22 protein-coding genes and 5 tRNA genes are annotated in these 23,606 nt (G+C 65.4%); 11 read left to right on the plus strand and 16 right to left on the minus strand.

Annotated elements, in window-relative coordinates; genetic code table 11:
* Positions 1-149: 149 nt before the first annotated feature.
* The 4 genes from KDW55_RS00930 to rph form a co-directional block, all read right to left on the minus strand.
* A tRNA-Ser gene (locus KDW55_RS00930) sits at positions 150-237 on the minus strand.
* 42 nt (positions 238-279) lie between these two features.
* The gene (gene hemW, locus KDW55_RS00935; RefSeq protein ID WP_212159821.1) at positions 280-1,494 is read right to left on the minus strand and encodes a radical SAM family heme chaperone HemW; all 1,215 of its coding nucleotides are present in this window, start codon (positions 1,492-1,494) and stop codon (positions 280-282) included.
* Between the two features lie 34 nt (positions 1,495-1,528).
* Complete coding sequence (gene rdgB, locus KDW55_RS00940) at positions 1,529-2,158, minus strand: RdgB/HAM1 family non-canonical purine NTP pyrophosphatase (protein ID WP_059543865.1); 630 nt, start codon at positions 2,156-2,158, stop codon at positions 1,529-1,531.
* Entirely contained in the window at positions 2,151-2,891 is a 741-nt protein-coding gene (rph, locus tag KDW55_RS00945) for a ribonuclease PH (protein ID WP_040143652.1), read from the minus strand. The genes rdgB and rph overlap by 8 nt, the downstream gene beginning before the upstream one ends.
* A 175-nt stretch (positions 2,892-3,066) precedes the next feature.
* On the opposite strand from rph, the gene KDW55_RS00950 reads away from it, so the two are divergent.
* From KDW55_RS00950 to KDW55_RS00965, 4 genes are all read left to right on the plus strand, one after another.
* Positions 3,067-3,990 carry a YicC/YloC family endoribonuclease gene (locus tag KDW55_RS00950; RefSeq protein WP_040143653.1) on the plus strand — a complete coding sequence of 308 codons (924 nt, stop codon included), beginning with the start codon at positions 3,067-3,069 and terminating at the stop codon, positions 3,988-3,990.
* A gap of 86 nt (positions 3,991-4,076) precedes the next feature.
* Positions 4,077-4,760, plus strand: coding sequence for a guanylate kinase (gmk, locus tag KDW55_RS00955; protein ID WP_040143654.1), 684 nt, complete (start codon positions 4,077-4,079; stop codon positions 4,758-4,760).
* Between the two features lie 58 nt (positions 4,761-4,818).
* The gene (gene rpoZ, locus KDW55_RS00960) at positions 4,819-5,022 is read left to right on the plus strand and encodes a DNA-directed RNA polymerase subunit omega (RefSeq protein WP_006025620.1); all 204 of its coding nucleotides are present in this window, start codon (positions 4,819-4,821) and stop codon (positions 5,020-5,022) included.
* Between the two features lie 63 nt (positions 5,023-5,085).
* Entirely contained in the window at positions 5,086-7,452 is a 2,367-nt protein-coding gene (locus KDW55_RS00965; RefSeq protein WP_040143655.1) for a bifunctional (p)ppGpp synthetase/guanosine-3',5'-bis(diphosphate) 3'-pyrophosphohydrolase, read from the plus strand.
* 183 nt (positions 7,453-7,635) lie between these two features.
* Here KDW55_RS00965 and KDW55_RS00970 read toward each other — a convergent pair.
* The 3 genes from KDW55_RS00970 to KDW55_RS00980 form a co-directional block, all read right to left on the minus strand.
* Positions 7,636-7,712: transfer RNA gene (locus tag KDW55_RS00970), tRNA-Arg, on the minus strand.
* Positions 7,713-7,773: 61 nt separating this feature from the next.
* A tRNA-Arg gene (locus KDW55_RS00975) sits at positions 7,774-7,850 on the minus strand.
* A gap of 68 nt (positions 7,851-7,918) precedes the next feature.
* A tRNA-Arg gene (locus KDW55_RS00980) sits at positions 7,919-7,995 on the minus strand.
* A gap of 130 nt (positions 7,996-8,125) precedes the next feature.
* Here KDW55_RS00980 and greB point away from each other — a divergent pair.
* A complete protein-coding gene (gene greB / locus KDW55_RS00985) occupies positions 8,126-8,689 on the plus strand; it encodes a transcription elongation factor GreB (RefSeq protein ID WP_069241089.1) in 564 nt (187 codons plus the stop codon).
* 93 nt (positions 8,690-8,782) lie between these two features.
* On the opposite strand, the gene KDW55_RS00990 is transcribed toward greB, so the two are convergent.
* Together KDW55_RS00990 and KDW55_RS00995 are read right to left on the minus strand one after the other, a co-directional pair.
* Entirely contained in the window at positions 8,783-9,925 is a 1,143-nt protein-coding gene (locus KDW55_RS00990; RefSeq protein WP_040143657.1) for a porin, read from the minus strand.
* Positions 9,926-10,437: 512 nt separating this feature from the next.
* Entirely contained in the window at positions 10,438-10,701 is a 264-nt protein-coding gene (locus tag KDW55_RS00995) for a hypothetical protein (protein ID WP_212159822.1), read from the minus strand.
* 392 nt (positions 10,702-11,093) lie between these two features.
* Between KDW55_RS00995 and KDW55_RS01000 the strand changes: the two genes are divergently transcribed.
* Together KDW55_RS01000 and KDW55_RS01005 are read left to right on the plus strand one after the other, a co-directional pair.
* The gene (locus tag KDW55_RS01000) at positions 11,094-11,297 is read left to right on the plus strand and encodes a cold-shock protein (protein ID WP_027783827.1); all 204 of its coding nucleotides are present in this window, start codon (positions 11,094-11,096) and stop codon (positions 11,295-11,297) included.
* A 160-nt stretch (positions 11,298-11,457) separates the two neighbouring features.
* Complete coding sequence (locus tag KDW55_RS01005; protein WP_069241090.1) at positions 11,458-12,585, plus strand: exonuclease domain-containing protein; 1,128 nt, start codon at positions 11,458-11,460, stop codon at positions 12,583-12,585.
* Between the two features lie 39 nt (positions 12,586-12,624).
* On the opposite strand, the gene KDW55_RS01010 is transcribed toward KDW55_RS01005, so the two are convergent.
* Together KDW55_RS01010 and KDW55_RS01015 are read right to left on the minus strand one after the other, a co-directional pair.
* The gene (locus tag KDW55_RS01010) at positions 12,625-13,218 is read right to left on the minus strand and encodes a chorismate mutase (protein ID WP_069241091.1); all 594 of its coding nucleotides are present in this window, start codon (positions 13,216-13,218) and stop codon (positions 12,625-12,627) included.
* Positions 13,219-13,438: 220 nt separating this feature from the next.
* Positions 13,439-13,585: a hypothetical protein gene (locus KDW55_RS01015; protein ID WP_009690993.1), complete on the minus strand. Its 147-nt coding sequence runs from the start codon at positions 13,583-13,585 to the stop codon at positions 13,439-13,441.
* Positions 13,586-13,783: 198 nt separating this feature from the next.
* Here KDW55_RS01015 and KDW55_RS01020 point away from each other — a divergent pair, with 198 nt between their 5' ends.
* From KDW55_RS01020 to KDW55_RS01035, 4 genes are all read left to right on the plus strand, one after another.
* Positions 13,784-14,173, plus strand: coding sequence for a DUF2946 domain-containing protein (locus KDW55_RS01020; RefSeq protein WP_040143661.1), 390 nt, complete (start codon positions 13,784-13,786; stop codon positions 14,171-14,173).
* A gap of 127 nt (positions 14,174-14,300) precedes the next feature.
* Positions 14,301-16,658, plus strand: coding sequence for a TonB-dependent receptor (locus tag KDW55_RS01025; RefSeq protein ID WP_212159823.1), 2,358 nt, complete (start codon positions 14,301-14,303; stop codon positions 16,656-16,658).
* The gene (locus KDW55_RS01030; RefSeq protein ID WP_212159824.1) at positions 16,646-17,914 is read left to right on the plus strand and encodes a sialidase family protein; all 1,269 of its coding nucleotides are present in this window, start codon (positions 16,646-16,648) and stop codon (positions 17,912-17,914) included. The genes KDW55_RS01025 and KDW55_RS01030 overlap by 13 nt, the downstream gene beginning before the upstream one ends.
* Positions 17,911-18,393, plus strand: a complete 483-nt coding sequence (locus tag KDW55_RS01035) for a TlpA disulfide reductase family protein (protein ID WP_069241094.1) — start codon at positions 17,911-17,913, stop codon at positions 18,391-18,393. The genes KDW55_RS01030 and KDW55_RS01035 overlap by 4 nt, the downstream gene beginning before the upstream one ends.
* Before the next feature lie 81 nt (positions 18,394-18,474).
* Here KDW55_RS01035 and KDW55_RS01040 read toward each other — a convergent pair whose 3' ends face one another.
* The 5 genes from KDW55_RS01040 to pepN form a co-directional block, all read right to left on the minus strand.
* Positions 18,475-18,729: a GlsB/YeaQ/YmgE family stress response membrane protein gene (locus tag KDW55_RS01040; RefSeq protein WP_006476609.1), complete on the minus strand. Its 255-nt coding sequence runs from the start codon at positions 18,727-18,729 to the stop codon at positions 18,475-18,477.
* A gap of 179 nt (positions 18,730-18,908) precedes the next feature.
* Positions 18,909-19,082 carry a hypothetical protein gene (locus KDW55_RS01045; protein ID WP_156789004.1) on the minus strand — a complete coding sequence of 58 codons (174 nt, stop codon included), beginning with the start codon at positions 19,080-19,082 and terminating at the stop codon, positions 18,909-18,911.
* 85 nt (positions 19,083-19,167) lie between these two features.
* Positions 19,168-19,243 (minus strand) — tRNA-Thr (locus KDW55_RS01050).
* 209 nt (positions 19,244-19,452) lie between these two features.
* Positions 19,453-20,466, minus strand: a complete 1,014-nt coding sequence (locus tag KDW55_RS01055) for a class 1 fructose-bisphosphatase (RefSeq protein ID WP_040143664.1) — start codon at positions 20,464-20,466, stop codon at positions 19,453-19,455.
* A 291-nt stretch (positions 20,467-20,757) separates the two neighbouring features.
* Positions 20,758-23,451, minus strand: coding sequence for an aminopeptidase N (gene pepN, locus KDW55_RS01060; RefSeq protein ID WP_212197799.1), 2,694 nt, complete (start codon positions 23,449-23,451; stop codon positions 20,758-20,760).
* Positions 23,452-23,606: the final 155 nt, after the last annotated feature.

A 23,606-nucleotide genomic window follows, 5' to 3' on the forward strand; every position in this document is an offset into this window, starting at 1 on the left:
TGGTTTCCCGTTTCGCGGTTCGGAGCGCCGGATTGTAACGGCATCGGCGGCGATGCGTCGGGCCGTTGGGCGCGCGATGCGGCAAAAAAATGCAGCGGGCAAACAAAAACCCCGTCATTCGATGAATGGACGGGGTTTGGCGAATTGCGTGGCGGAAGCGGTGAGATTCGAACTCACGGACAGTTTCCCGTCGCTGGTTTTCAAGACCAGTGCCTTAAACCGCTCGGCCACGCTTCCACACGAGGCGGCATTGTAACCGAAATGTCGCGTCGTTCCGCGTCAATCGTCGCGCAGGAACAATTCCTGCAGATCGTTGAGGAAACGCTGGCCAAGCGGGGTCGGCGCGATTTGCGCGAAATCGCGCGTGATCAGCCCGCGCCGCTCCGCTTCCTGCAGCGCCGGCTCGATCGTGCCGATCGGCAAACCGGTACGCTCGACGAAGCTGTGCACTGGGAAGCCCTCGACGAGCCGCAGCGTGTTCAGCATGAACTCGAACGGCAGGTCGCGCGCGCCCACTTCTCGCTCTTCCTGCACCGGCGTGCCGGCCATCGCCTGCTCGATGAAGGTCGCCGGATGCTTGTAGCGCGCCTGCCGCAGGATCCGGTTCGGGAACGACAGCTTCGTGTGCGCGCCCGCGCCGATCCCGAGATAGTCGCCGAAACGCCAGTAATTCAGGTTGTGCTTGCACTGATGGTTCGGCTTCGCATACGCGGACACCTCGTAGCGCTCGTACCCGGCCTCGGCCGTGCGTGCGTGAATCCACTCCTGCATGTCGGCCGACGCGTCGTCGTCGGGCACCGCCGGCGGGAACTTCGCGAACAGCGTGTTCGGCTCGAGCGTCAGGTGATACAGCGACAGATGCGGCGGCGCGTAAGACAGCGCGGTTTCGATGTCGGCCCGGCATTCGTCGAGCGTCTGGTTCGGCAGCGCGAACATCAGGTCCAGGTTGAAGTTGTCGAACGTCTTCGCGGCGATCTCGACGGCCGCGCGCGCCTGCGCGGTGTCGTGAATGCGGCCGAGCGCCTTCAGATGCCCTTCGTTGAAGCTCTGGATGCCGACTGACAGGCGGTTCACGCCGCTCGCACGAAACTGCGCGAACTTCGCGGCCTCGAATGTGCCGGGATTCGCTTCGAGCGTGATCTCCGCATCGGCGTCGAGCGGCAGCAATGCACGCACGTCGGACAGCAAACGATCGAGGCCGGCTGCCGTCAGCAGGCTCGGCGTGCCGCCGCCGATGAACACCGTATGCACCTGGCGCCCCCATACGAGCGGCAGCGCCTGCTCGAGATCGGCGCGCAGCGCATCGAGATACTCGGTTTCGGGAAATCGCTCGCCTTTCCATTCGTGCGAGTTGAAATCGCAGTACGGGCACTTGCGCACGCACCACGGAAAATGCACGTACAGCGCGAGCGGCGGCAGCGACGTGAGTCGCACCTGGCCGGGCGACGTGAACGTCGCGACGACGCGCGCGCCGGTTTCCGCGGCCCGGCTCATACGGCCTCCGGCTGCGAATGCGTGACGAAAACGATCATGCGGGTTCCTCTGCGAGCCGCGCGAGCAGCGCCTTCAGCGCGAGCGCGCGATGGCTGTGCGTGTTCTTGACGGCTGGCTCGAGCTCGGCCGCCGTCGCGCCGAGCGACGGCAGATAAAAATACGGGTCGTAGCCGAATCCGTGCTCGCCGCGCGGCGTGTCGACGATCTCGCCCGCCCAGCGGCCTTCGGCGAACAGCGGCTCGGGATCGTCCGCGTGACGCACGAGCGCGAGCACGCAGCAATAGTATGCGCGCCGGTCGTCGACGCCGCGCAGTTGCTCGACGAGGTACGCATTGTTCGCCGCGTCGCCGTTGTCGCGGCCCGCGCGCTGCGCGTATCGCGCCGAATAGACCCCCGGTGCGCCGCGCAGCGCACGCACGCACAGGCCCGAATCGTCGGCGATTGCGGGCAGCCCGGTGACGCGCGCGGCGTGCCGCGCTTTCGTCAGCGCATTCTCGATGAACGTGCCGAACGGCTCTTCGGCTTCGGGTACGGCCAGGTCGCCCTGCGGCACGATCTCGATGCCGACCGTGGAAAACAGTGCGGTGAATTCGCGCAGCTTGCCGGCGTTGTTGGACGCGAGCACGATGCGCGACAGCGGTGCGACGGTGCGATCGTCAGACATGGCCGGCGCCCAGCACGTCCTTCTGCAGTTGCACGAGCTGGCCGATTCCGCTTTGCGCGAGATCGAGCAGCGCATTCATCTCGGCGCGCGAGAACGGCACGCCTTCGGCGGTGCCCTGGACTTCGACGAAACCGCCGGCGCCCGTCATCACGACGTTCATGTCGGTGTCGCACTGCGAATCTTCCGCGTAGTCGAGGTCGAGCACCGGTGCACCTTCGTACACGCCGACCGAGATCGCGGCGACGTGGTCGGTGATCGGCGAGCGCGCGAGCTTGCCGGCCGCGATCAGCTTCGATACGGCGTCGTGCGCGGCGACGAATGCGCCGGTGATGCTCGCGGTGCGCGTGCCGCCGTCGGCCTGGATCACGTCGCAGTCGATATGGATCGTGCGCGGACCGAGCGCGTCGAGGTCGAACACCGCGCGCAGCGCGCGGCCGATCAGGCGCTGAATTTCCTGCGTGCGGCCCGTCTGCTTGCCGCGGGCGGCTTCGCGGTCGCTGCGTGTGTGGGTTGCGCGCGGCAGCATGCCGTATTCGGCGGTCAGCCAGCCCTGGCCGCGCTCGCGCAGGAACTCGGGCACGCGTTCGGCGACGCTTGCGGTGCAGATCACCTTGGTGTCGCCGAATTCGACGAGCACCGAGCCTTCGGCGTGTTTCGTGTAGTGGCGGGTGAGCGCGACCTTGCGCAGTTCGTCGGCGCGGCGGCCGCTCGGGCGGGACAGGGAAGACGTCATCGGGGAGTCGTGGACGGAAGAGGAAACCCCGATTTTAGCGCCGAACGGCACGCGCGCCCGGCGGGGTGCGGCACAAAAATGGGATAATGCGCGCTTCCCGCCCCGCGCCTTGGAATGCGCCGGGCGCCTCGACATATTCCCGCCCGAAAAGGGCACCCAGACGGCGAGACGAACCATGATCTACAGCATGACGGGCTATGCGAGCGCGACGCGCGAACTCGCGACGGCGGCCGGCAACGGCGGTACCAGCGTGTCGGTCGAACTGCGCACCGTGAACTCGCGCTTCCTCGACCTGAATTTCCGCATGCCGGACGACGTGCGCGCGTGCGAGCCGGCGCTGCGCGAGATGCTGATGAACAAACTGTCGCGCGGCAAGGTCGACGTGCGCATCAATCTGCAGCGCGGCGAGCAGAGCATCGGCGCGGGTGCGCTGAACCAGACCGCGCTCGGCCAGCTCGCCGAACTGGAGCGTTCCGTGCTCGACGCATTTCCGGGCGTCGGCCGCCTGCGCGCGGGCGAGATCCTGCGTTGGCCGGGCGTGCTCGCCGAGAGCGGGGTGTCGGCCGAGGCGATTCGCGACGCGGTGCTCGCGTGCGGCAAGGAAGCGATCGGCGAGCTCGTCGTCGTGCGTTCGCGCGAAGGCGCGCAGCTCGCGACGATGCTGCTGGCCAACGTCACCGAGATGGAAGCGATCGTCGCGCGTATCACGCCGCTCGTGCCGGAGCTGATCGCGAAGCATCAGCAGAAGATCGTCGAGCGGCTGCAGGAAGCGCTCGGTATCGCGGCGCCCGAAGGCAGCGCCGCGAACGTCACGCGGGAGGAGGCCGCGGAGCGCATCCGTCAGGAAGTGACGATGTACGGAATCCGAATCGACATCGCGGAAGAGCTGTCGCGACTCACCGCGCATTTGAACGAAACGCGTCATGTGATCGAGAAGGGCGGCCGCGTCGGCAAGCGGCTCGACTTCATGATGCAGGAACTGAATCGCGAAGCGAACACGCTCGGATCGAAGGCGGCGGCGAAGGAACTCGCCGACGCATCGATGGCGCTGAAGCTGCTGATCGAGCAGATGCGCGAGCAAGTGCAAAACCTGGAGTAACAGATGAAACGACCCCCACGCTCACTGCGTTCACTGCCGCCCGAAGCGGCGGTCAGCCGCCTTGGGGCGGCCCGGCGGAGGCTGACATGACCGACCCACACCGCGACGGCCACGCGCCGCATGCGCTGCACGGCGGCGTCTATCCCGGCAACCTGTTCATGGTCATCGCGCCGTCGGGCGCCGGCAAGTCGACGCTCGTGAACGCGCTGCTGTCGAAGGACCGCGACATCTGTCTGTCGATTTCGTACACGACACGCAAGCCGCGCCCGGGCGAGCAGGATGGCCAGCACTATCACTTCACGACCGTCGAGGATTTCCGCGCGCGTCACGCCGCGCATGAATTCCTCGAGAGCGCGGAAGTGCACGGCAACTACTACGGCACGTCGCGCGTCTGGATCGAAGAGCAGATGGCGAGCGGCCACGACGTGCTGCTCGAAATCGACTGGCAGGGCGCGCAGCAGGTGAAGAAGCAGTTCCGCAACGCGGTCGGCATCTTCATCCTGCCGCCGTCGCTCGACGCGCTCGAGGAGCGTCTGAAAAAGCGCGGCCAGGACGAGCCGAACGTGATCACGCGACGCCTGCTCGCCGCGGGCAGCGAGATGGCGCACGCGTCCGAAGCGGAATATGTCGTGATCAACGAGAATTTCGATCGTGCGCTGGCGGAGCTCGAATGCATCGTCGCTGCGACCCGCCTGCGCTTTGCTTCGCAGTACGCGCGACATGCGGAGCTGTTCATCGAGCTAGGCATCCATCTGCCCCACGCGGAATGACGCGGGGGTTGAGGGACATAAGGTAGAATAAGGACTATATTCAGAAGGAATTTCCAACATGGCTCGCATTACCGTCGAAGACTGCCTGAAGCAAATCCCCAACCGCTTCGAACTGGCGCTCGCCGCCACCTACCGCGCGCGGCAGCTCGCGCAAGGCCATACGCCGAAGATCGAGAGCCGCGACAAGCCCACCGTCGTCGCGCTGCGCGAAATCGCTGCCGGCCAGGTCGGCGTCGAGATGCTGAAGAAGGTGCCGGTGTAACGCGCATCCGGCCCGTTCCAGCCATGTAATCCCTGCGCGCAACGACTCGACCTGGAGGCGAATATGAGCACCACCCCATCGTCCGCCTCCGCGGATTCGACCACCGAAGCCATGGCCCAGTCGCCTGCGCGCCAGTACATCGACGCGGTCCTCGAACAGTCCTTCCGGCATCTGTTCGGGCCGACCGCCACTCCGGAGCAGCCGCGCAAGCACGGCGTCGTTTCGATCGCGAATCTGACGGCCGCGCTTGCCGAGTATCTCCCTCCGGAGGAAATCAAAGAGGTCAAGGCGGCGTTCCACTTCAGCGACGAAGCCCACCTCGGTCAATATCGCCAGAGCGGCGAACCCTACATCACCCATCCCGTCGCCGTCGCGGAAATCTGCGCCGGCTGGAAGCTCGATGCGCAAGCCGTGATGGCGGCGCTCTTGCACGACGTGATGGAAGACCAGGGCGTGACCAAGAGCGAGCTGGCCGAGCGGTTCGGCCCGAAGGTCGCCGAACTGGTCGACGGGCTATCCAAGCTCGACAAGATGGAGTTCCGCAGCCGCGAGGAAGCGCAGGCGGAAAACTTCCGCAAGATGCTGCTCGCGATGGCGCGCGACGTGCGCGTGATCCTCGTCAAGCTCGCCGATCGCCTGCACAACATGCGCACGCTCGGCGCGGTGCCGATGGAAAAACGCCGCCGCGTCGCCCGCGAAACGCTCGACATCTACGCGCCGATCGCGCATCGTCTCGGGTTGAACAACACGTATCGCGAGCTGCAGGACATGAGCTTCGCGAATTTCAACCCGCATCGTTACGCGACGCTCGAGAAAGCGGTGAAGGCCGCGCGCGGCAACCGCCGCGAAGTGATCGGCAAGATCCTCGAGGCCGCGCAGCGCGCGATGTCCGACGCGAAGATCGACGCCGAAATCACCGGCCGCGAAAAGACGATCTACAGCATCTACCGGAAGATGCGCGACAAGCAGCTGTCGTTCTCGCAGGTGCTCGACGTGTATGGCTTTCGTGTCGTCGTCGACAGCCCGCTCGACTGCTACACGTGCATCGGCGCGCTGCATGCGCTGTACAAGCCCGTGCCCGGCAAGTTCAAGGACTACATCGCGATTCCGAAGATCAACGGCTATCAGTCGCTGCACACGACGCTCGTCGGCCCGTTCGGCGCGCCGATCGAGTTCCAGGTGCGCACGCGCAAGATGCACGAGATCGCGGAGGCCGGTGTGGCCGCACACTGGCTGTACAAGAACGGCGGCGCCGACCTGAACGACGTGCAGAAGCGTGCGCACCAGTGGCTGAAGTCGCTGCTCGACATTCAGAGCGAAGCCGGCGATTCGAGCGAATTCCTCGAGCACGTGAAGATCGATCTGTTCCCGGATGCGGTGTACGTGTTCACGCCGAAGTCGAAGATCATGGCGCTGCCGCGCGGCGCGACGGCGCTCGATTTCGCGTATTCGATCCACAGCGATCTCGGCAACCAGTGCGTGGCCGTGAAGATCAACAATGAACTGCTGCCGCTGCGTACCGAGCTGAAGAGCGGCGACATCGTCGAGGTGATCACTGCACCGTATTCGAAGCCGAACCCCGCGTGGCTCGGATTCGTGCGCACCGGCAAGGCGCGCTCCGCGATTCGTCACTACCTGAAGACGATGCGCCTGAACGAGTCGGTGCAGCTCGGCGAGCGACTCGTCGATCAAAGCCTGAAAGCCTACGGGCTCGCGCTGTCCGACGTCGGCCCGGAAGTATGGGAAAAGCTCGTGCAGTGGACGGGCAACAAGAGCCGCCAGGAGATTTTTGCGGACATCGGCCTTGGCCGCCGCGTTGCCGCGGTGATGGCCAAGCGCATCGAGGTGCTGATGAGCGGCCGCGATGCGGACGACGATCTGCCGAAGTCCGAGCGTCATCCGGTGCACAACGCGCCGCCGGTCGTCATTACCGGCACCGAAGGGATGTCGGTGCAGCTGTCCGCCTGCTGCCGCCCGATTCCGGGCGACGCGATCATGGGCTACATCGGCATCGGCCTCGGGATGGCGATTCATACGACCGATTGCCGTGTCGCGCAGCGCATCCATCGCCGCGATCCGGGCCGCTGGATCGACGTCGAATGGGCGCCGCAGCCGGGCCGTCTGTTCGACGTCGCGGTCAAGGCGCTCGTGAAGAACACGAAGGGCATCTTCGCGCGCGTCGCGGCGGACATCACGTCGGCCGATGCGAACATCGTTCACATCGCGATGGACGAGGATCTGACGCACGAATCGACGGTGCTGCGTTTCGTGATCCAGGTCAGCGACCGCGTGCACCTTGCAAACGTGATGCGGCGCGTACGGACCAACCCGGATGTGATGCGGATCATGCGCGAGCGCTCGACCGACGACGGCGCGCATGCACGTCACGACGGCGGCATGCGCATCGAGCGCGAGCGGCAGGATTACTGAAGCCGCGCATTGCGTCGCAGCCACGCTACGACGGCGGCCACGAGGCCGCCGTTTTTGTATGCGATGCGCACGCGGTGCAGGTGCCGCGATGACCGGCCCGCGTGCCGCGATCACGTGTGCGCAACCGAGAAGAGGGGAGCGGAAAAGAAAAAAGGGCCTTCCCGGAGGAAGGCCCTTCTGAGGTGGCGCGGCTGGCAGGATTCGAACCCACGACCCCTTGGTTCGTAGCCAAGTACTCTATCCAACTGAGCTACAGCCGCACGCAAAGCGGTACTACTTCAACTGTCGGAACCTTCTACGATGGGAAGGCCCCCAAAAAGGTGGCGCGGCTGGCAGGATTCGAACCCACGACCCCTTGGTTCGTAGCCAAGTACTCTATCCAACTGAGCTACAGCCGCACGCAACAACAAAACTGCTACTACTTCGAACTGAAAGGGCCTTCGGTTCGGAAGGCCCTCGAAAAAGGTGGCGCGGCTGGCAGGATTCGAACCCACGACCCCTTGGTTCGTAGCCAAGTACTCTATCCAACTGAGCTACAGCCGCACGCAGAAGCGGAAGTATAGCAGAGTTGTATAAAAAGGGAAGCCTTATTCGCGAAATATGTCGCACAATCTTGCGCGGTCACCTTCGTGTAACCTTGAAGCATCGGTCATCCACGTATTGAATCTGCATCATGAACAAGGCGTTTGTCAAAGAGTCGGACGGCGACGACGACGATCTCGAAGCGGGGCAGCCCGCGATTCCTGCGGGCACTAAGAACTACATCACGCCGGCCGGCCACAAGCGGCTCCGGGACGAACTGCTGAACCTGATCGACGTAGAGCGTCCCGAGGTCGTGCGGCTTGTGTCGTGGGCTGCGTCGAACGGTGATCGCTCCGAGAATGGCGACTACATCTACGGCAAGCGGCGGCTGCGCGAGATTGACCGCCGGATCCGCTTCCTGACGAAGCGGCTCGATCTCGCGGAAGTCGTCGACGCGAGCCGGCAGGAGAACGTCGATCAGGTGTTTTTCGGCGCGACCGTCGATTACGCGACCGAGGACGGCGAGGATCATACCGTCACGATCGTCGGGATCGACGAGGTCGATCTCGATCGCGGTCACGTCAGCTGGATCTCACCGGTCGCGCGCGCGCTCATCAAGGCCAGGATCGGTGACACGGTCACGCTGATGACGCCGGCCGGTCCGCAGCCGATCGACGTGCTCGACGTCCGCTATCCGGCGCCCGGCGACGCGTGAATCGCACGCGCCACGCCGCATCGACGTAAAAGCGCCCCTTGCGGGGCGCTTCGTGATCGCGACGTCACGCGAATGACGCGCAGGGCGACCGGCTCAGAAGCGGTGGCGCATGCCGGCCGTGACCGCGATCTGCTTGTTCGTCGACGACGCGGTGCCGAGCCCGTTGATGTTCGCGCCGATCGCCAGGCCATCCGCATTGACCCGCTGATATTCGCCCTGGAGGTACAGGTCGGTGCGCTTCGACAGCGCGTAGTCGGCCTGCAGGTTGAACTGGTGCCAGCTCGGCGTCTGGCCGTCGATCCGGCCGTCGGTATAGGTGTACGAACCTGCGAGCGAGAACGCCGGCGTCAGCGCATAGCGGCCGTTGACTTCGTAATTGTTGAAGCGCGTGCCGCCCGCAAGCGGGATGCCGCCCGTTACGCCAGACTGTCCGGCGCTGATGCGGGCTGAATCGGTCAGCCGCGTCTGCGTGAATACGAAGCCAGCCGTCGCAGGGCCGAACCCATAGTTGAGACCGGCGCCCCACGTGCGCTGTCGGCTGGCCGCGAACGTCCAGTCGCCGGCCACCGCGCCCGGATCGCTGGCCGCGAGCGCCAGCGCGTTGATGTTGTTGTTCAACTGCATGTACGCGGCCGCGACGTTGAAGCCCATGTAGCTGTACGACGCGCCCACGCTGTATGCACGGTTGTTCGAGAAATCGGTCGAGTTCGAGAAGCCGTACAGTGCGCCGAACTTCAGGCCGCCGTAGTTCGCGCTCTGGTATTTGACCGAGTTGTTGATCCGGAACGAGTTGTTCAGGTTGTCGTTGTCGAACGGGTGCGCGAACTGCGTGCCGCCGTACTGCGTGCCGGTGAGCGACAGCGGGCCGAGGTAATCGACGACGCTGTCGTACTGGCGGCCGAGCGTCAACGAGCCGAAGCGGGTGTCCGCGAGCCCGACGAACGCCTGCCGGCCGAACTCGCGGCCATTCTGCTTCAGTGTGCCGTTGTTGATGCCGAAGCCGTTTTCCAGCGTGAAGATCGCCTTCAGTCCGCCGCCGAGATCCTCGGTGCCGCGCAAGCCCCAGCGGCTGCCGTTGATCGAGCCGGACGTCTCCTGCCACGCACTATGGCCGCCCTGGTTGTTCGTGTAGGTGATGCCCGCGTCGATCAGCCCGTACAGCGTGACGCTGCTTTGCGCATGGGCGGCGGTGGCGGACGCGCCGGCCAATACCGCGACGATCAGGGTCTTTTTCATGATCTGTCTCCAAACAGGATGAGGTCGATCGAACCTGTTGCGGGCATCTGCGGCATCGCGGGTCGTCGATACCGTGCGCGCGGGGCGCCGCCCCTCGTCGGAAATCCATCTGCAGTGTACGGATCACGCGGGGCGCTGAAGGAAACCGTTGACTGCAATACTGTATTTTAGAACGCGCAAGAATGGACGAATGCCCGGCGAGCCGCAGCCATCAACGGTTCGCCGCGATGCAGCATGCGCAGCGCTTCATCAGGCCACTGCAAGAAGCCGTTGCACGATTGCGACAGGAGGACGTGCAAGGCGCTGTCCGCGCGCGTGCAAGCCGATTATTGACACATCGGCAATAGAGGTTTGTGCGCACTATGGATAATGAAAGGATGTTCTCTCGCTATACTGCGATCTCTGCTTTCCGAAGCAGACTTTTTCGTTGACGGAAAAGATCTCCAAACCTTTGTCGGCGCGACTTCCCAGTCGCGCTTTTTTTTGCCCGTCGTCCTGGTCCTTCCACCTTCCTATTGCATGTACGAGCGTCGCTTGCGCTTGACGGCCGGTTCCGTGTCGTCGGTTTCCGCCTGCGGCGGCGTGTACGTCCAGTCTTCCATCACATAGTGACGGGCGTCCAACGGTGACGCCAACAGGTTCTGCCAATGATCGCCGTGCCACGTCGGGTCGAACTCGGTGTCGCAAAGCAGCTCACGGGACTCGGCCAGCGCGCGGGACTTTCGGCGCACGCGCGCGAACCGGCTCGCGAAGCGCTTGAGTGCGTCCAGCCACATGACCTTCTCCTTTCATCCTGATGACTTCAGCATCGCAACGCGCTTCGTTTTTCGCAACCCGGAAAAAACCCGAGGATTTTTCCGACCCGATTTTCGCCCGGTAGGTTTTTCATCATCTCGATTATCTACGAGCGTGCCCAGGTAATATTGACAGGTTTCCCGCGCGGATCAATTAATAAAAGACGATGGTGTATCGATTCCAGCGCTATTGATGTTTTCTTGATAAACAACGCGCGAAAAATTTCCTTGACGCGCGCGGATTGTCCAATTTATAAAGTCAGCACTCCGTCCCCTGGCGGAGCGCTGAGGGTGGGTCTCGGCGTGCTGCCGCGGGAATGCGGGAGGCGCTATAACAGTAGCTTTTTTGATCTAAACGAGTGGGGAACGAAGGTATGGATACCGGTATCGTAAAATGGTTTAACGATGCTAAAGGCTTTGGTTTCATTACGTCGGACAACGGCGGGGAAGATCTGTTTGCCCACTTTTCCGAAATCCGGATGGACGGCTTCAAAACGCTGAAGGAAAACCAGCGCGTTTCCTTCGAAGTGAAAGTCGGGCCGAAAGGCAAGCAGGCAGCGAATATCCAGGCGGTCTGACACGCCACGCATTGCCGATCATGTCCGGCCCCCGCAATGCGGGGGCCTTTTGCATTCTGGCGCGCGGAAGGCGCCGTCGGGCGAACCGATGCCGGCCCGCACTGGTCGTGAGCACGCATGCCGGTGCATACTCACGGAAGCATCGTTTCCCTGTCTTTTCATGTCCGATTCCCGTCCGTCCGATCCCGCCAGCGAACAGCCGCTCGTTTTCGTCGATCTTGAAACCACCGGCGGCTCGTCCGCCGAACACCGCATCACCGAAATCGGCGTGGTCGAAATCGGGCCGCTCGGCGTATCGACGTGGACGACGCTCGTCAACCCGGGGCAGCCGATCCCCCCCTTCATCCAGCAACTGACCGGAATTTCGGAGGAGATGGTGCGAGATGCGCCGTCGTTCGCGTCGCTCGCGCCCGCGTTGTTCGAGCGACTCGACGGCAAGCTGTTCGTTGCGCACAACGCGAGCTTCGACCGCGGCTTCCTGCGAGCCGAATTCGAGCGTGCCGGCATTGCGTTCAATCCGGACGTGCTTTGCACGGTGCGGTTGTCGCGCGCGCTGTTTCCGCGCGAGTCGCGGCATGGCCTCGATGCGTTGATCGAGCGGCATGGCCTCGTACCGGCGGCTCGCCACCGGGCGCTCGCCGATGCCGATCTGCTGTGGCAGTTCTGGCGGCGACTGCACGAAATCGTGCCGATCGAGCGGCTGCGCGACCAGATCGCGCGCACGACGCGTCACTTTCGCCTGGGCGGTGACCTGACCGAAGCGTGGCTCGATACCGCGCCGGCCGGATGCGGAGCGTATGCGCTGTTCGGCGACGGCGATGCAGCCCTGTACGTCGGGCGCAGCGTGCGCGTGCGGCAGCGCCTGCGCGCGCTGCTGACCGGCGAGCGACGCTCGTCGAAGGAAATGCGGCTTGCCCAGCAGGTGCGGCGTGTCGAATGGCAGGAGACCGGCAACGAACTGGGCGCGATGCTCGCTGAAGCGCAGTGGATCGCGCAGTTGCGTCCGTCATACAACCGGCGTCCCGCCGCGAACGCGGCGCGGCCGGGCAGCGCGCCCTGGCCGTTCGACGGCGCGGTCGCGTTCGAAGCGAGCGGCGAGCGCCGCTTCTTTCACGTGATCGACGGCTGGCGCTACCTCGGTGCAGCCGAGTCGCTCGATGCGGCCGCGCAGCTCGCGGCCGACGGGCCGGAACGGTCGTTCGAGCCGCACACCCATCGCCTGCTGCAGACCCATCTCGCACGCGGACTGCAACTGATCCCGCTCGCGGCGTCCGTGCCGGCTGGCTGAGCGCGGCACGCCACTGGCCGCGGGTGCCGTCGCGCGCGCTCAGCCGATCGCGCTGGCGCCGCCGGCGGCGCAGACATGCGACAGCGCGGTGCCGAGAGCCCGTGTCCCGGTCGCATCGTAGCGGGTGAGCGTCTTCCAACTCGCGATGCTGCGGGCAAGCCGCGCCTGGCAGTCCGGTGCGTCGCGCAGCGGCGCCACCTGCGCGAGACCGGCCAGCATTTTCTGCGTGAGCTGGTCGAGCGCCGGTCGTGTGCTGGTCGCGAGGTCGGGCGGTGTGCCTTCGGGCGGGCGTGTCGCGCGCCACGTTGCAAAGAGCGCGTTCTGCACCTCCTTGCTCGCGGCAATCTGATCCTGGAAGAACGTCCGGGCGAAGGCCGCATCGACACCGGACTGTTCCGCACGCTTTTCCACCGACGCGAGCAGTGCCGCCTCCCGCGGCCCGTCCTCGATGGCCTTGTGGTTGGCCCATTTCCATCGTGCGACGGGTTCAGCCAGCGCAAGTCGCTGAGATGCGAGCGCAACGAGATTGGTGAGCGCGGTATCGTCGCCGTCTGCGCGGGCGACTGTCGATGACGAAAGGGCGGCGACGCCGAGCACGGCGACAGCGAGGCTGGCACGAATGGCTTGCTTCATTGGAATGGTCGGGGTAGCCCGGTGGGCCGGAGACGGAAAACCAGAAGGATAGACGAAGACAGTCGCGCGGCGGAACGTCGCGACAGAAGAATCAGCGGGCGCGCTGATCCGGCACCGTCAGGCCGTTGCAGCCCGGGTGCGATGCGATCTGCGCCGAAAACGCAGCGATGAACCGCACGATCTCGATCGACACGCGGCGGTTACAGAACGGAACGCAGGTTCACTTCGGCGAGTACAGCTTGTGCTGCTCGTCGAAGAATGCCCGGACGTGCTCGGGCAATTCGGCGAGGAATTCCACGCCGACCGGTTCCGGATCCGGGCTCATCACTTGCTCGGGCGGGGGCATGCGGGTTGGTCTTTCGTCCATGGTCGTTTCTCCAGCAGGTTCAATAATTATCAACCTCGTGCTTGGATTTATGCCAGCGGCGAATCGTTAGATTTTGTCTCTGTTGTATTAACGGCACATGCATCGCCGCGCGCCGCGTGATGCCCGCTATTGCAGGCTGCGCAGTCGGCAACAATCGGGGCGCTTGTTATACTGGCGCGCACTTTTTCCTGGACCTCGATGAAACGAACGACGCGATGGATTGGCCTCGTATGGCTGGCGCTGGTACTGAACGTACTGTCGCCCGTCGTCGGCTATGCGCGCCTCGCGTCGAGCGGTTCAGGCGAGCTCACGCTCGAATTGTGCAGTGCGGCAGGCGCCCGCCAGATCGTGCTCGCACAGTCCGGCGACGACCGCGGCACGTCGTCGCTCGACCATGCCGGCGTGGCGCACTGCGTGTACTGTCCGGGCTTCGCAGCGAACGTTGCGCTCGGCACGAGCCTGCCGGCGCTGCCGGGTTTCGTACGCACGTTCGCCTACCGCGCTGCCGCGCCTGTCGTTGCCGATTTTCCGCGCAACGGCATTCGGCTCGCGCAGCCGCGCGGCCCGCCTGAAAACGTCCCTGTCTGATTGATATCGTCCGCGCGCCCCGGTGGCGCGCGTGCCGCTCGCGACACGGATCGCGCGTCGCGCCGCATCGGCGTGGCGCGGCGGCTCGTGTCCGGCGGTATCCGGTCACGTTTTCAGGAATGGCTCCATGTCGCATACCTTCGCCGCGCGAGCGTCGCGCGGTCGGCTCGCGCTCGCGTGCGCGGCCGCTTTTGCCTGGCCGGCCGCACAGGCGGCCTCCATCGATCGCGCACCCTCCGCTCCGGCGGCGCGCGATTCCCGCAATCCGGCCGGGCCCGATGCTGCTGCGGTTGCCGCAGTCGCACCGGCTCCGACGGGCGATACGCTGAGTGCGGTCAGTATCACCGCGCAGCGACAGGCGATCGATCCCGATACGCCGGCCGTCGTCCACTCGATTACGCGCGAGCAGATCGACGCGCACACCAACGTCACGACCGAGGATGCGCTGAAATACGCGCCCAACCTGATGGTGCGCAAGCGCTACATCGGCGACCGCAACAGCGTGTTCGCCGGCCGCGACTTCAACGAACTGCAGAGTGCGCGCGGGCTCGTGTATGCCGACGGCTTGCTGCTGTCGAACCTGCTCGGTTCGAGCTACGCGTATCCGCCGCGCTGGTCGCTGATCGCGCCGGACGACATCGCCCGCGTGGACGTGCTGTATGGTCCTTTTTCGGCGCTGTACCCGGGCAATGCGATCGGCTCGACCGTGCTGCTGACGACGCGGCGCCCCGACAAGCTCGAGGCATCGCTGTCGACGCAGTTCTTCACGCAGCGCTATCACGACGGCTATGGCTTTGCGGACAGTTTCGGCGGCAATCACCAGACCGCGCGGATCGCGAACCGCGTCGGCAAATTCTGGTTCTCGCTGTCGCTGGACAGGCTCGAGAACGACGGTCAGCCGATGCAGTACGCGAGCCCCAATTCCACGTACAACCCGCGGCTCGGCGGCGCGGTGCCCGTGACGGGCGCGGCGACCGACATCGGGCCCAACGGCAAGCCGCGCACGATCGTCGGCGCGCAGAACATCGAGCGCACCGAGCAGCTGAACGAGACGGTCCGAATGGGCTACGCGTTCACCGACCACGTCGACGCGACACTGACGCTCGGCCACTGGGAGAACCATTACCGGCAGCACGGCGCTACCTTCCTGCGCGATGCGGCCGGCAATCCGGTATACGGCGGCAACGTGTCGATCGGCGGCCGGAACATGACCGTCGCGCCGAGCGCGTTCGCGCCGCAGCGCGGCGACCAGGAGAACTGGCTGTACGCGCTCGGACTCAACGGCCGGCTGGATTCGGGCTGGCGGCTGTCGGGCGTGGTGTCCGCGTACGACGTGTCGCGGGACGTGCTGCGCTCGGCGTCGACGGTGCAGGGCGGTGCCGGCACGCTGTTCCAGGGTGACGGCACCGGCTGGCGCACGCTCGATCTCAAGGCTGAGGCGCCGCAAGTGAAGGGCCACACATTCACGGTCGGTTATCACTACGACAACTATTTCCTGCGCAACGTCACGTACAACACGGCCGACTGGCTGGCCGGGCCGACCACGTCGGTCGCCAGCGTGTACCGGGGCGATACGCGCACACAGGCGCTGTTCGCGCAGGATGCGTGGCATTTCGCACCGCGCTGGCTCGCAACGCTCGGCCTGCGCTACGAGCGCTGGGATGCGTACGGCGGCGCGCTCGGCAACGCGAGCGGCACGCTTGGCTATGCCGACCGCAGTGCAAACGCGCTGTCGCCGAAGGTCGCCGTGCAATGGGATGCGACGGACGTCTGGCGCTTCCGTCTGTCGTTTGCGACCGGCACGCGTTTCCCGACGGTCGGCGAACTGTTCCAGGGCACGATCTCGAACAACGCGATCGTCAACAACAACCCGAGCCTGCGGCCGGAGAAGGCGATCGACTGGGACTTCACGGCCGAGCGCGACGTGGGTGTCGGCGTCGTGCGCGCGAGCGTGTTCCAGAGCGACCTGCGCGATTCGATTTACAGCCAGACGACGGTGTCGGGCGCGTCGACCGTCACCAACATCTCGAACGTCGACCGCGTGCGCGTGCGCGGCGTCGAGCTGGGCTTCAGCGGCCAGAACGTCGGGCTGCGCGGCCTCGACATCGACGCGAACGTGTCGGCTAGCAATGCGCAGATCCTCGCAGACGCCGCAAATCCCGCGTACGTCGGCTCGCGCTTTCCGCGGATTCCGCGCATGCGCGCGAACCTGCTTGCGTCATACCGCTTCGACGAGCACTTGCTCGCGAGCGTCGGCGTGCGCTATTCGGGCCGCCAGTTCAACACACTCGACAACAGCGACGTGAATCCCGACGTGTACGGCGGCACGAGCGTGTTCACGGTCGTCGATCTGAAGGCGCGCTACCGGTTCGACCGTCACTGGAGCGCGTCGGTCGGCATCGACAACCTGACGGACCGCCGCTACTACGTGTTCCACCCGTATCCGGGCCGCACTTTCTTTGGAGAACTGAAATGGTCGCTGTGAAATCGGTCGCAGCAGGCGTCGCCCTGTGGCTCGCGGTGCTGTCGTCGGCGGGCGCGCACGACGCGCCCGGTGTGCCGAAGGCCGCCGATCCGCATGCCGCGCACATGAGCATGCAGGCGACGCCCACGCAACAGAAGCAGCCGCTCGCGACCGGCGCCGCGTTCGATGCGCGGCACCGGCTGTGGGTCGCATGGGTCGAGGGCGCACACGTCGTCGTCGCGCATTCGGATGACGCGGGTCGCACGCTGTCCCCGCCCGTGCCCGTCAACGCGATGCCCGAGCCGATCTACACGAGCGCGGAGAATCGGCCGAAGCTCGCGACGAGCCCGGACGGCCGCGCGGTATACGTGTCGTGGTCGATGCCGCTCGATGCGCCGTACACCGGCATGGTGCGCTTCGCACGTTCGCTCGACGGGGGCGCGACGTGGAGCGTGCCCGTCACCGTGCATCGCGACCGGCAAGCGATCACGCACCGCTTCGACATGATGGCCGTCGATCCGGCCGGCAACATCGCGATTGCCTGGATCGACAAGCGCGATCTCGCCGCGGCGAAAGCAGCAGCGCAGCCTTACGACGGCGCGGCCGTCTACTACGCGGTGTCGCGCGACGGCGGTTCGTCGTTCGAGCCAGAGCGCAAGGTGACCGATCACACGTGCGAATGTTGCCGGATCGCGATGGCGGTCGACCCGGCTGGAAACATCGAAGCCGTATGGCGCAACGTGTTCCCCGGGCAGATTCGCGATCATGCGCTCGCGGTGCTGCCGGTATCGGCGGCGGAGCCCGTCGTGCCGGTGCGAGCGACGTTCTCGAACTGGCATGTCGAGGCCTGCCCCGAGCACGGGCCGGCGTTGGCGATCACGCGGGACGGTACGCGCCATATCGCGTGGTTCGGTGTCGTCGACGGCCGCGCCGACGTGTTCTATTCGCGTATCGGCACCGACGGCGAGCCGCGCGGTACACCGTGGGCGTTCGGCGCGAATCCCGCGCGGCCAACCGAACAGGCGTCGCACGCGGCCCTCGTGGCGCGCGGCGACGTCGTGTGGCTGGCGTGGAAGGCGTTCGACGGCGACTCGATGCAGATCAAGCTGCGCCGCTCGGACGATCGCGGCGAGCACTGGTCGGCGCCAAGCGTGGTCGCTTCGACGTCGGGCGCAAGCGACAACCCGCAACTGCTCGACGACGCGGGCCGCATTTATCTGTCGTGGCGAACGCGCAACGACGGCTACCGGCTGATCCCGGTGGAGGGCGCGCGATGAAACGATGGATGGTCTGGGTCGGTGCGGTGTTCGCGAGCTTGCCGGCATGGGGCGGCGAACTGCAGCCGCTGCGCGCGACCGACGTCGCGAAGCTGTATGCGACCGCGCATGAACGGCCGCTCGCGGTTGAAATCTGGTCGCTCGATTGCGGATACTGCCGCGAGAACGCCGCGCATCTCGTCGCATGGCAGCGCCGGCATCCGGACGTGCAGCTCGCGATGATCGCGATGGACGCGTATGACGATAACGGCGCGGCCGTCGCACAGGCGCTTGCGCAGATGAACGTGCCGCCGCAGGTCGCGCAGTATGCGAGCGCGGAACCGATGCCCGAACGTCTGCGGACAGCGCTCGATGCGGGATGGCGTGGAGAAATGCCGCGTACCGTGTGGATCGGGCGCGATGGCTCGCGCGACGCACGCAGCGGATTGCTGACGATCGACGTGCTCGATGGCTGGTTGCAGCGCGGCAAGCGCCGTTGAGAGAATGTCGGCGCGCGACGGATGCCGCGCGCCGTTCCGATATGGAAAAGAAAGCGCGCCCGAAGGCGCGCGAGAAGATCGTCAGGCTGCGCGCCTGAATAGCCGGATCACGAACAGCAGGATCACGGCGCCGATGACCGCGACGATCACCGAACCGATGAAGCCGCTGCCGATGCTGATGCCGAGCAGTCCCGCCAGCCAGCCGCCGATCACCGCGCCGACGATGCCGACGATGATGTCGACGATCAGGCCGAACCCGCCGCCCTTGACGAGCAGTCCCGCGAGCCAGCCGGCGATCGCACCGATGATGAGCCACATAATCAAGCCATGAGTCATGGTGATCCTCTCCTTGTGTTTGAGTCGAAATGACCGGACGCCGGCTGTTTCGCCGCAAGCTGCATGAAGGCGGCACTGCGACCCGCCGCGCCGCCTTCGCAATGTAACGCGATAGACGGGTCGGAATCGTTAAGTAATGTTATGCACCCTGAACGGGTTTTTCCAGGCGATTCGTCTGGCTACCGCCCGAGTCGATGCGGTGCCGCGCGCGATGCAGGCGTGACGAGCGCGAAAGGCAGCGCGGCGTCGTGCAGGCATCGTTCGAGATCGTCGAGCGCCGGATCGCGGGCGCCGTCGAGCGTGAACGCAAGGCAGTGAAGCGTGAGCCGACGACGCGGGGGAAGGGTGCACACGTTTCGAATATCGGAACGTGTGCCGAAAACGCGATCGGAAAAGAGAAAAGGCCTGACAAGCATCACTTGTCAGGCCTTTATATCTTGGTGCCGGAGATAGGAGTCGAACCTACGACCTTCGCATTACGAATGCGCTGCTCTACCAACTGAGCTACACCGGCAGCAGAGAAGTGAAATTATAGGGTGATTTCCGCGATCTTGGCAATAGGTTTTGCGAAATTTTTTTCAGCTTGCCGCTGCTGCTTCGCGAAACCATCGATCCGGCGGATTTCCCGCTTTCACTTCACTGCGATGCAGCCTGTCAGGGCCACATCGCGAAGGCGCGATTGTACTGACGTCTCGCACCTTCGTCTAGTGCTGCAGCGCAAATTTATTTGCCTTCGTTGTGATAGGCGGTCACGCGCTCGACTTCGTTCTTCGAACCGAGGAACACCGGTACGCGCTGATGCAGGCCGGTGGGTTGCACTTCCATGATGCGCTGCGTGCCCGTCGTCGCGGCGCCGCCCGCCTGTTCGACGATGAACGACATCGGGTTCGCCTCGTACATCAGGCGCAGCTTGCCCGGACGGTCGGGCGTGCGCTTGTCGGCCGGGTACATGAAGATGCCGCCGCGGTTCAGGATCCGGTGTACGTCCGCGACCATCGATGCGATCCAGCGCATGTTGAAATTGTCGCCGCGCGGGCCTTCCTTGCCGGCGTTCAGTTCGTTCACGTAGCGCTGCACCGGCTCGTACCAGTGGCGGGCGTTCGACGCGTTGATCGCGTATTCGCGCGTGTCGGCGGGGATCTGCATGTTGCTCTGCGTGAGCACCCACGAGCCGACTTCGCGGTCCAGCGTGAAGCAGTTCACGCCGTTGCCGGTCGTCAGCACGAACACCGTTTGCGGACCGTACACCGCGTAGCCTGCCGCGACCTGCTGCGTGCCCGGCTGCAGGAACGATTCCTCGGTGGCCTGCTTGCCGTCCGGGCAGCGCAGCACCGAGAAGATCGTGCCGATCGACACGTTCACGTCGATGTTCGACGAGCCGTCCAGCGGATCGAACACGAGCAGGTATTCGCCGCGCGGATAGTTCGCGGGAATCGGGAAGAACGTTTCCATCTCCTCGGATGCCATCGCGGCAAGGTTGCCGCCCCATTCGTTCGCGTCGAGCAGGATTTCGTTCGACAGGATGTCGAGCTTCTTCTGCACTTCGCCCTGGACGTTCTCGCTGCCGGCGGTGCCGAGCGCGTCGCCGAGCGCGCCCTTCGACACGTTGTAGCTGATCGCCTTGCACGCGCGGGCGACGACTTCGATCAGCAGGCGGAGGTCGGCGGGGAGGTTGTTGGTCTCACGCTGCTGCTCGATCAGGAACTTGGACAGCGTGGTGCGGCGGGCAATGGACATGACAGACTCCGAGAGGCCAAAAGAATCCTTGAATTGCCGCAATTTTACCCGCCGTGCTTCGCGCGCCGCCGCCTTTTTTCGTCCGGTTACACGACACGGTGGCGGCCACGGCGCGTTCCGGCGTGGGCAGTGCACGCAAGCGGGCCTGCAGCGCCGTGGTGGCCAGGCGCTCAAAGCGCTGTCCAGCTCCGACCCCGTCAAACTTCGGCCGATAAAAAAGCCGGCGCCGCGACGGACGGCACCGGCTTCGCTGCGCGCCAATGCGCGAGGCAATCGCTGGGCGGCGGCCGGTTACGCGAGCGCCTTCTCGACGATCTCGCGCACGTCCCGCGACTTGGCGCCTGACGCGACCTGTTCGAGCGCTTCGCGCATGCGATCGCGCAGCGCGGGCGTGAAGCGGCGCCACAGTTCGAGCGAACGGGCGAGCCGTGCGGCAACCTGCGGGTTGATCGCGTCGAGCGCGAGCACCTGCTCGGCCCAGAACGCATAGCCCGAACCGTCGGCCGCGTGGAATTGCGCGGGATTCGCCGCGCAGAAGCTGAAGATCAGCGAGCGCGCGCGGTTCGGATTCTTCAGGTTGAACGCCGGGTGGGCCATCAGCTTGCGGACTTTCTCGAGCGTCGGCCGGGCCGGCGTACCCCGCTGCGCGGCCTGCATCGCGAACCACTTGTCGATCACGAGCGCTTCCTTTTCGAAGCGGCGGTAGAAATCGTCGAGCGCACGTGTGGCCGCGTCGTCCGCGCCGGCCGCTGCAGCGGCGAGCAGCGCGCCGAGCGCCGCCGCGCGATCGGTCATGTTGTTCGCCGCGTCGTACTGCGCGGTCGCGATGCGCACGGCGTCGGCCGGATCCTCGAGTTCGGCGAGATACGCGAGCGCGAGGTTCTTCAGCGCGCGGCGGCCGGACGCCTCGGGCGTCGGCTCGTACGCGCCCGGCGTCTGGTGCTGCTCGTAAGCTGCGAGCCAGTCGGCGCGCAGCGCGGTCGCGAGCTGGCGGCGCACGAACTGGCGCGCGCGGTGGACGGCGGCCGGATCGGCTTCGGCCATCTGGTCGGCCAGATAGGTTTCCGACGGCAGCGTGAGCGCCAGCTCGCGGAACGCGGGCGACAGGCTCGCATCGGTCAGCACGCGGCGGAATGCGGCGACGAAGTTCTCGCCGAGCGTGAGCGGCTCGTTCGCGGCCGCGCGCGACGCGAGCGTCAGCAGCGCGCGCGTGGCGAGGCGCTGGCCGGCTTCCCAGCGGTTGAACGGGTCGCTGTCGTGCGCGAGCAGGAACGCGAGGTCGTCGTCGCTGTAGTCGTACTCGACGATCACCGGCGCCGAGAAATTGCGCAGCAGCGACGGCAGCGGCTGTTCCGGCACGTCGACGAACGTGAAGGTTTGCTCGGTGTCGGTGAACTCGAGCACGCGCGTCGTGCCCGATGCAGCGGCTTCGCCGTCTACACGCAGCGGCAGGTCGCGGCCGTCGCGGCCGATCAGGCCGATCGCGAACGGAATCAGCAGCGGGCCTTGCTGCGTGGCGCGCGCGGCCGGCGATGCGTCGCCGTAGCCCTGCGCGAGCGTAACCGTGTAGCGGCGCGCGGCCGCGTCGTACGCGGTGCGCACCGACACGCGCGGCGTGCCGGCCTGACTGTACCAGCGCTCGAACTGCGCGAGATCGCGCCCATTCGCATCGGCCATCGCGTGACGGAAGTCGTCGCAGGTCACCGCGTGGCCGTCATGGCGCTTGAAGTACAGGTCCATCCCTTTGCGGAAGCCGTCGCGGCCGAACAGCGTCTGATACATCCGCACGACTTCCGAGCCTTTCTCGTACACGGTCATCGTGTAGAAGTTGTTGATCTCGACGTAGCTTTCCGGCCGCACCGGGTGCGCCATCGGGCCGGCGTCCTCGGCGAACTGAAGCTGGCGCAGCACGCGCACGTCCTCGATGCGCTTGACTGCGCGGGCCGCTGATGCCACGTCATCGCCCGCGGCCATGTCGGCCGAGAATTCCTGGTCGCGGAACACGGTCAGCCCTTCCTTCAGGCTCAGCTGGAACCAGTCGCGGCAGGTCACGCGGTTGCCGGTCCAGTTGTGGAAGTACTCGTGGCCGACCACCGACTCGATGTTCGCGAAATCGGTGTCGGTCGCGGTCTCGGGGTTCGCGAGCACGTACTTCGTATTGAAGATGTTGAGCCCCTTGTTCTCCATCGCGCCCATGTTGAAGTCGCCGACCGCGACGATCATGAAGCGGTCGAGATCGAGCTCGAGGCCGAAGCGCTTTTCGTCCCAGCGGATCGAGTGGATCAACGAATCCATCGCGTGGCGCGTCTTGTCGAGATCGGACGGTTCGACCCATACCTGCAACAGCTTTTCCTTGCCGGAGCCGGTGGTGATTTTTTCCTCGATCGCGACGAGCTTGCCCGCGACCAGCGCGAACAGGTAGCTCGGCTTGCGGAACGGGTCTTCCCATTTCGCGAAGTGGCGCCCTTCGGGCAACTCGCCCGAGTCGACGAGGTTGCCGTTCGACAGCAGCACCGGATACGCGGCCTTGTCGGCGCGCAGCGTGACCGTGTACGACGCCATCACGTCGGGACGGTCGAGGAAGTAGGTGATGCGGCGAAAGCCTTCGGCCTCGCACTGCGTGAAGAAGTTGCCGCTCGACACGTACAGGCCCGACAGCGTCGTGTTCTGGTCCCGCGCGCATGCGCTCGAGATGGTGAGCTCGAACGCGTCCGGCACGTTTTCGACGGTGAGGCCGTGTTCGTGCGCGCGCACGGCGCCATACGGTGCGTGGTCGAGCTGCGCGCCGAGGAATTCGAGCGCTTCGCCCATCAGCTCCAGATGCGGGTTGGGTGCGGCATCCGGATTGCGGCGCACGCGCATCGTATTCCTGACGATCGTGCGCGCCGGTGCGAGATCGAATTCGAGTGCGACGGAATCGATGAGGAAGGCCGGCGGCGTGTAGTCGGCGCGGCGGATCACGGTGGAAGATGCGTTGTCGGACATGGTCGTCGAGGTCGGTGGAGTGGGGATCGGGCCCGCGACGCGGGCCGGGCGAACCGGGCCATTGTACAAAGGCTTGCGGCCGCGTGCCGCTGCGAACTTTTTACCGGTTCCGGGAGTCCGCGTATTATCGGCATCCCGTATGCTTCGCGCGGTGC

This window comes from Burkholderia sp. AU19243, assembly GCF_018148075.1.
GTDB classification, from domain to species: Bacteria; Pseudomonadota; Gammaproteobacteria; order Burkholderiales; family Burkholderiaceae; genus Burkholderia; species Burkholderia latens_A.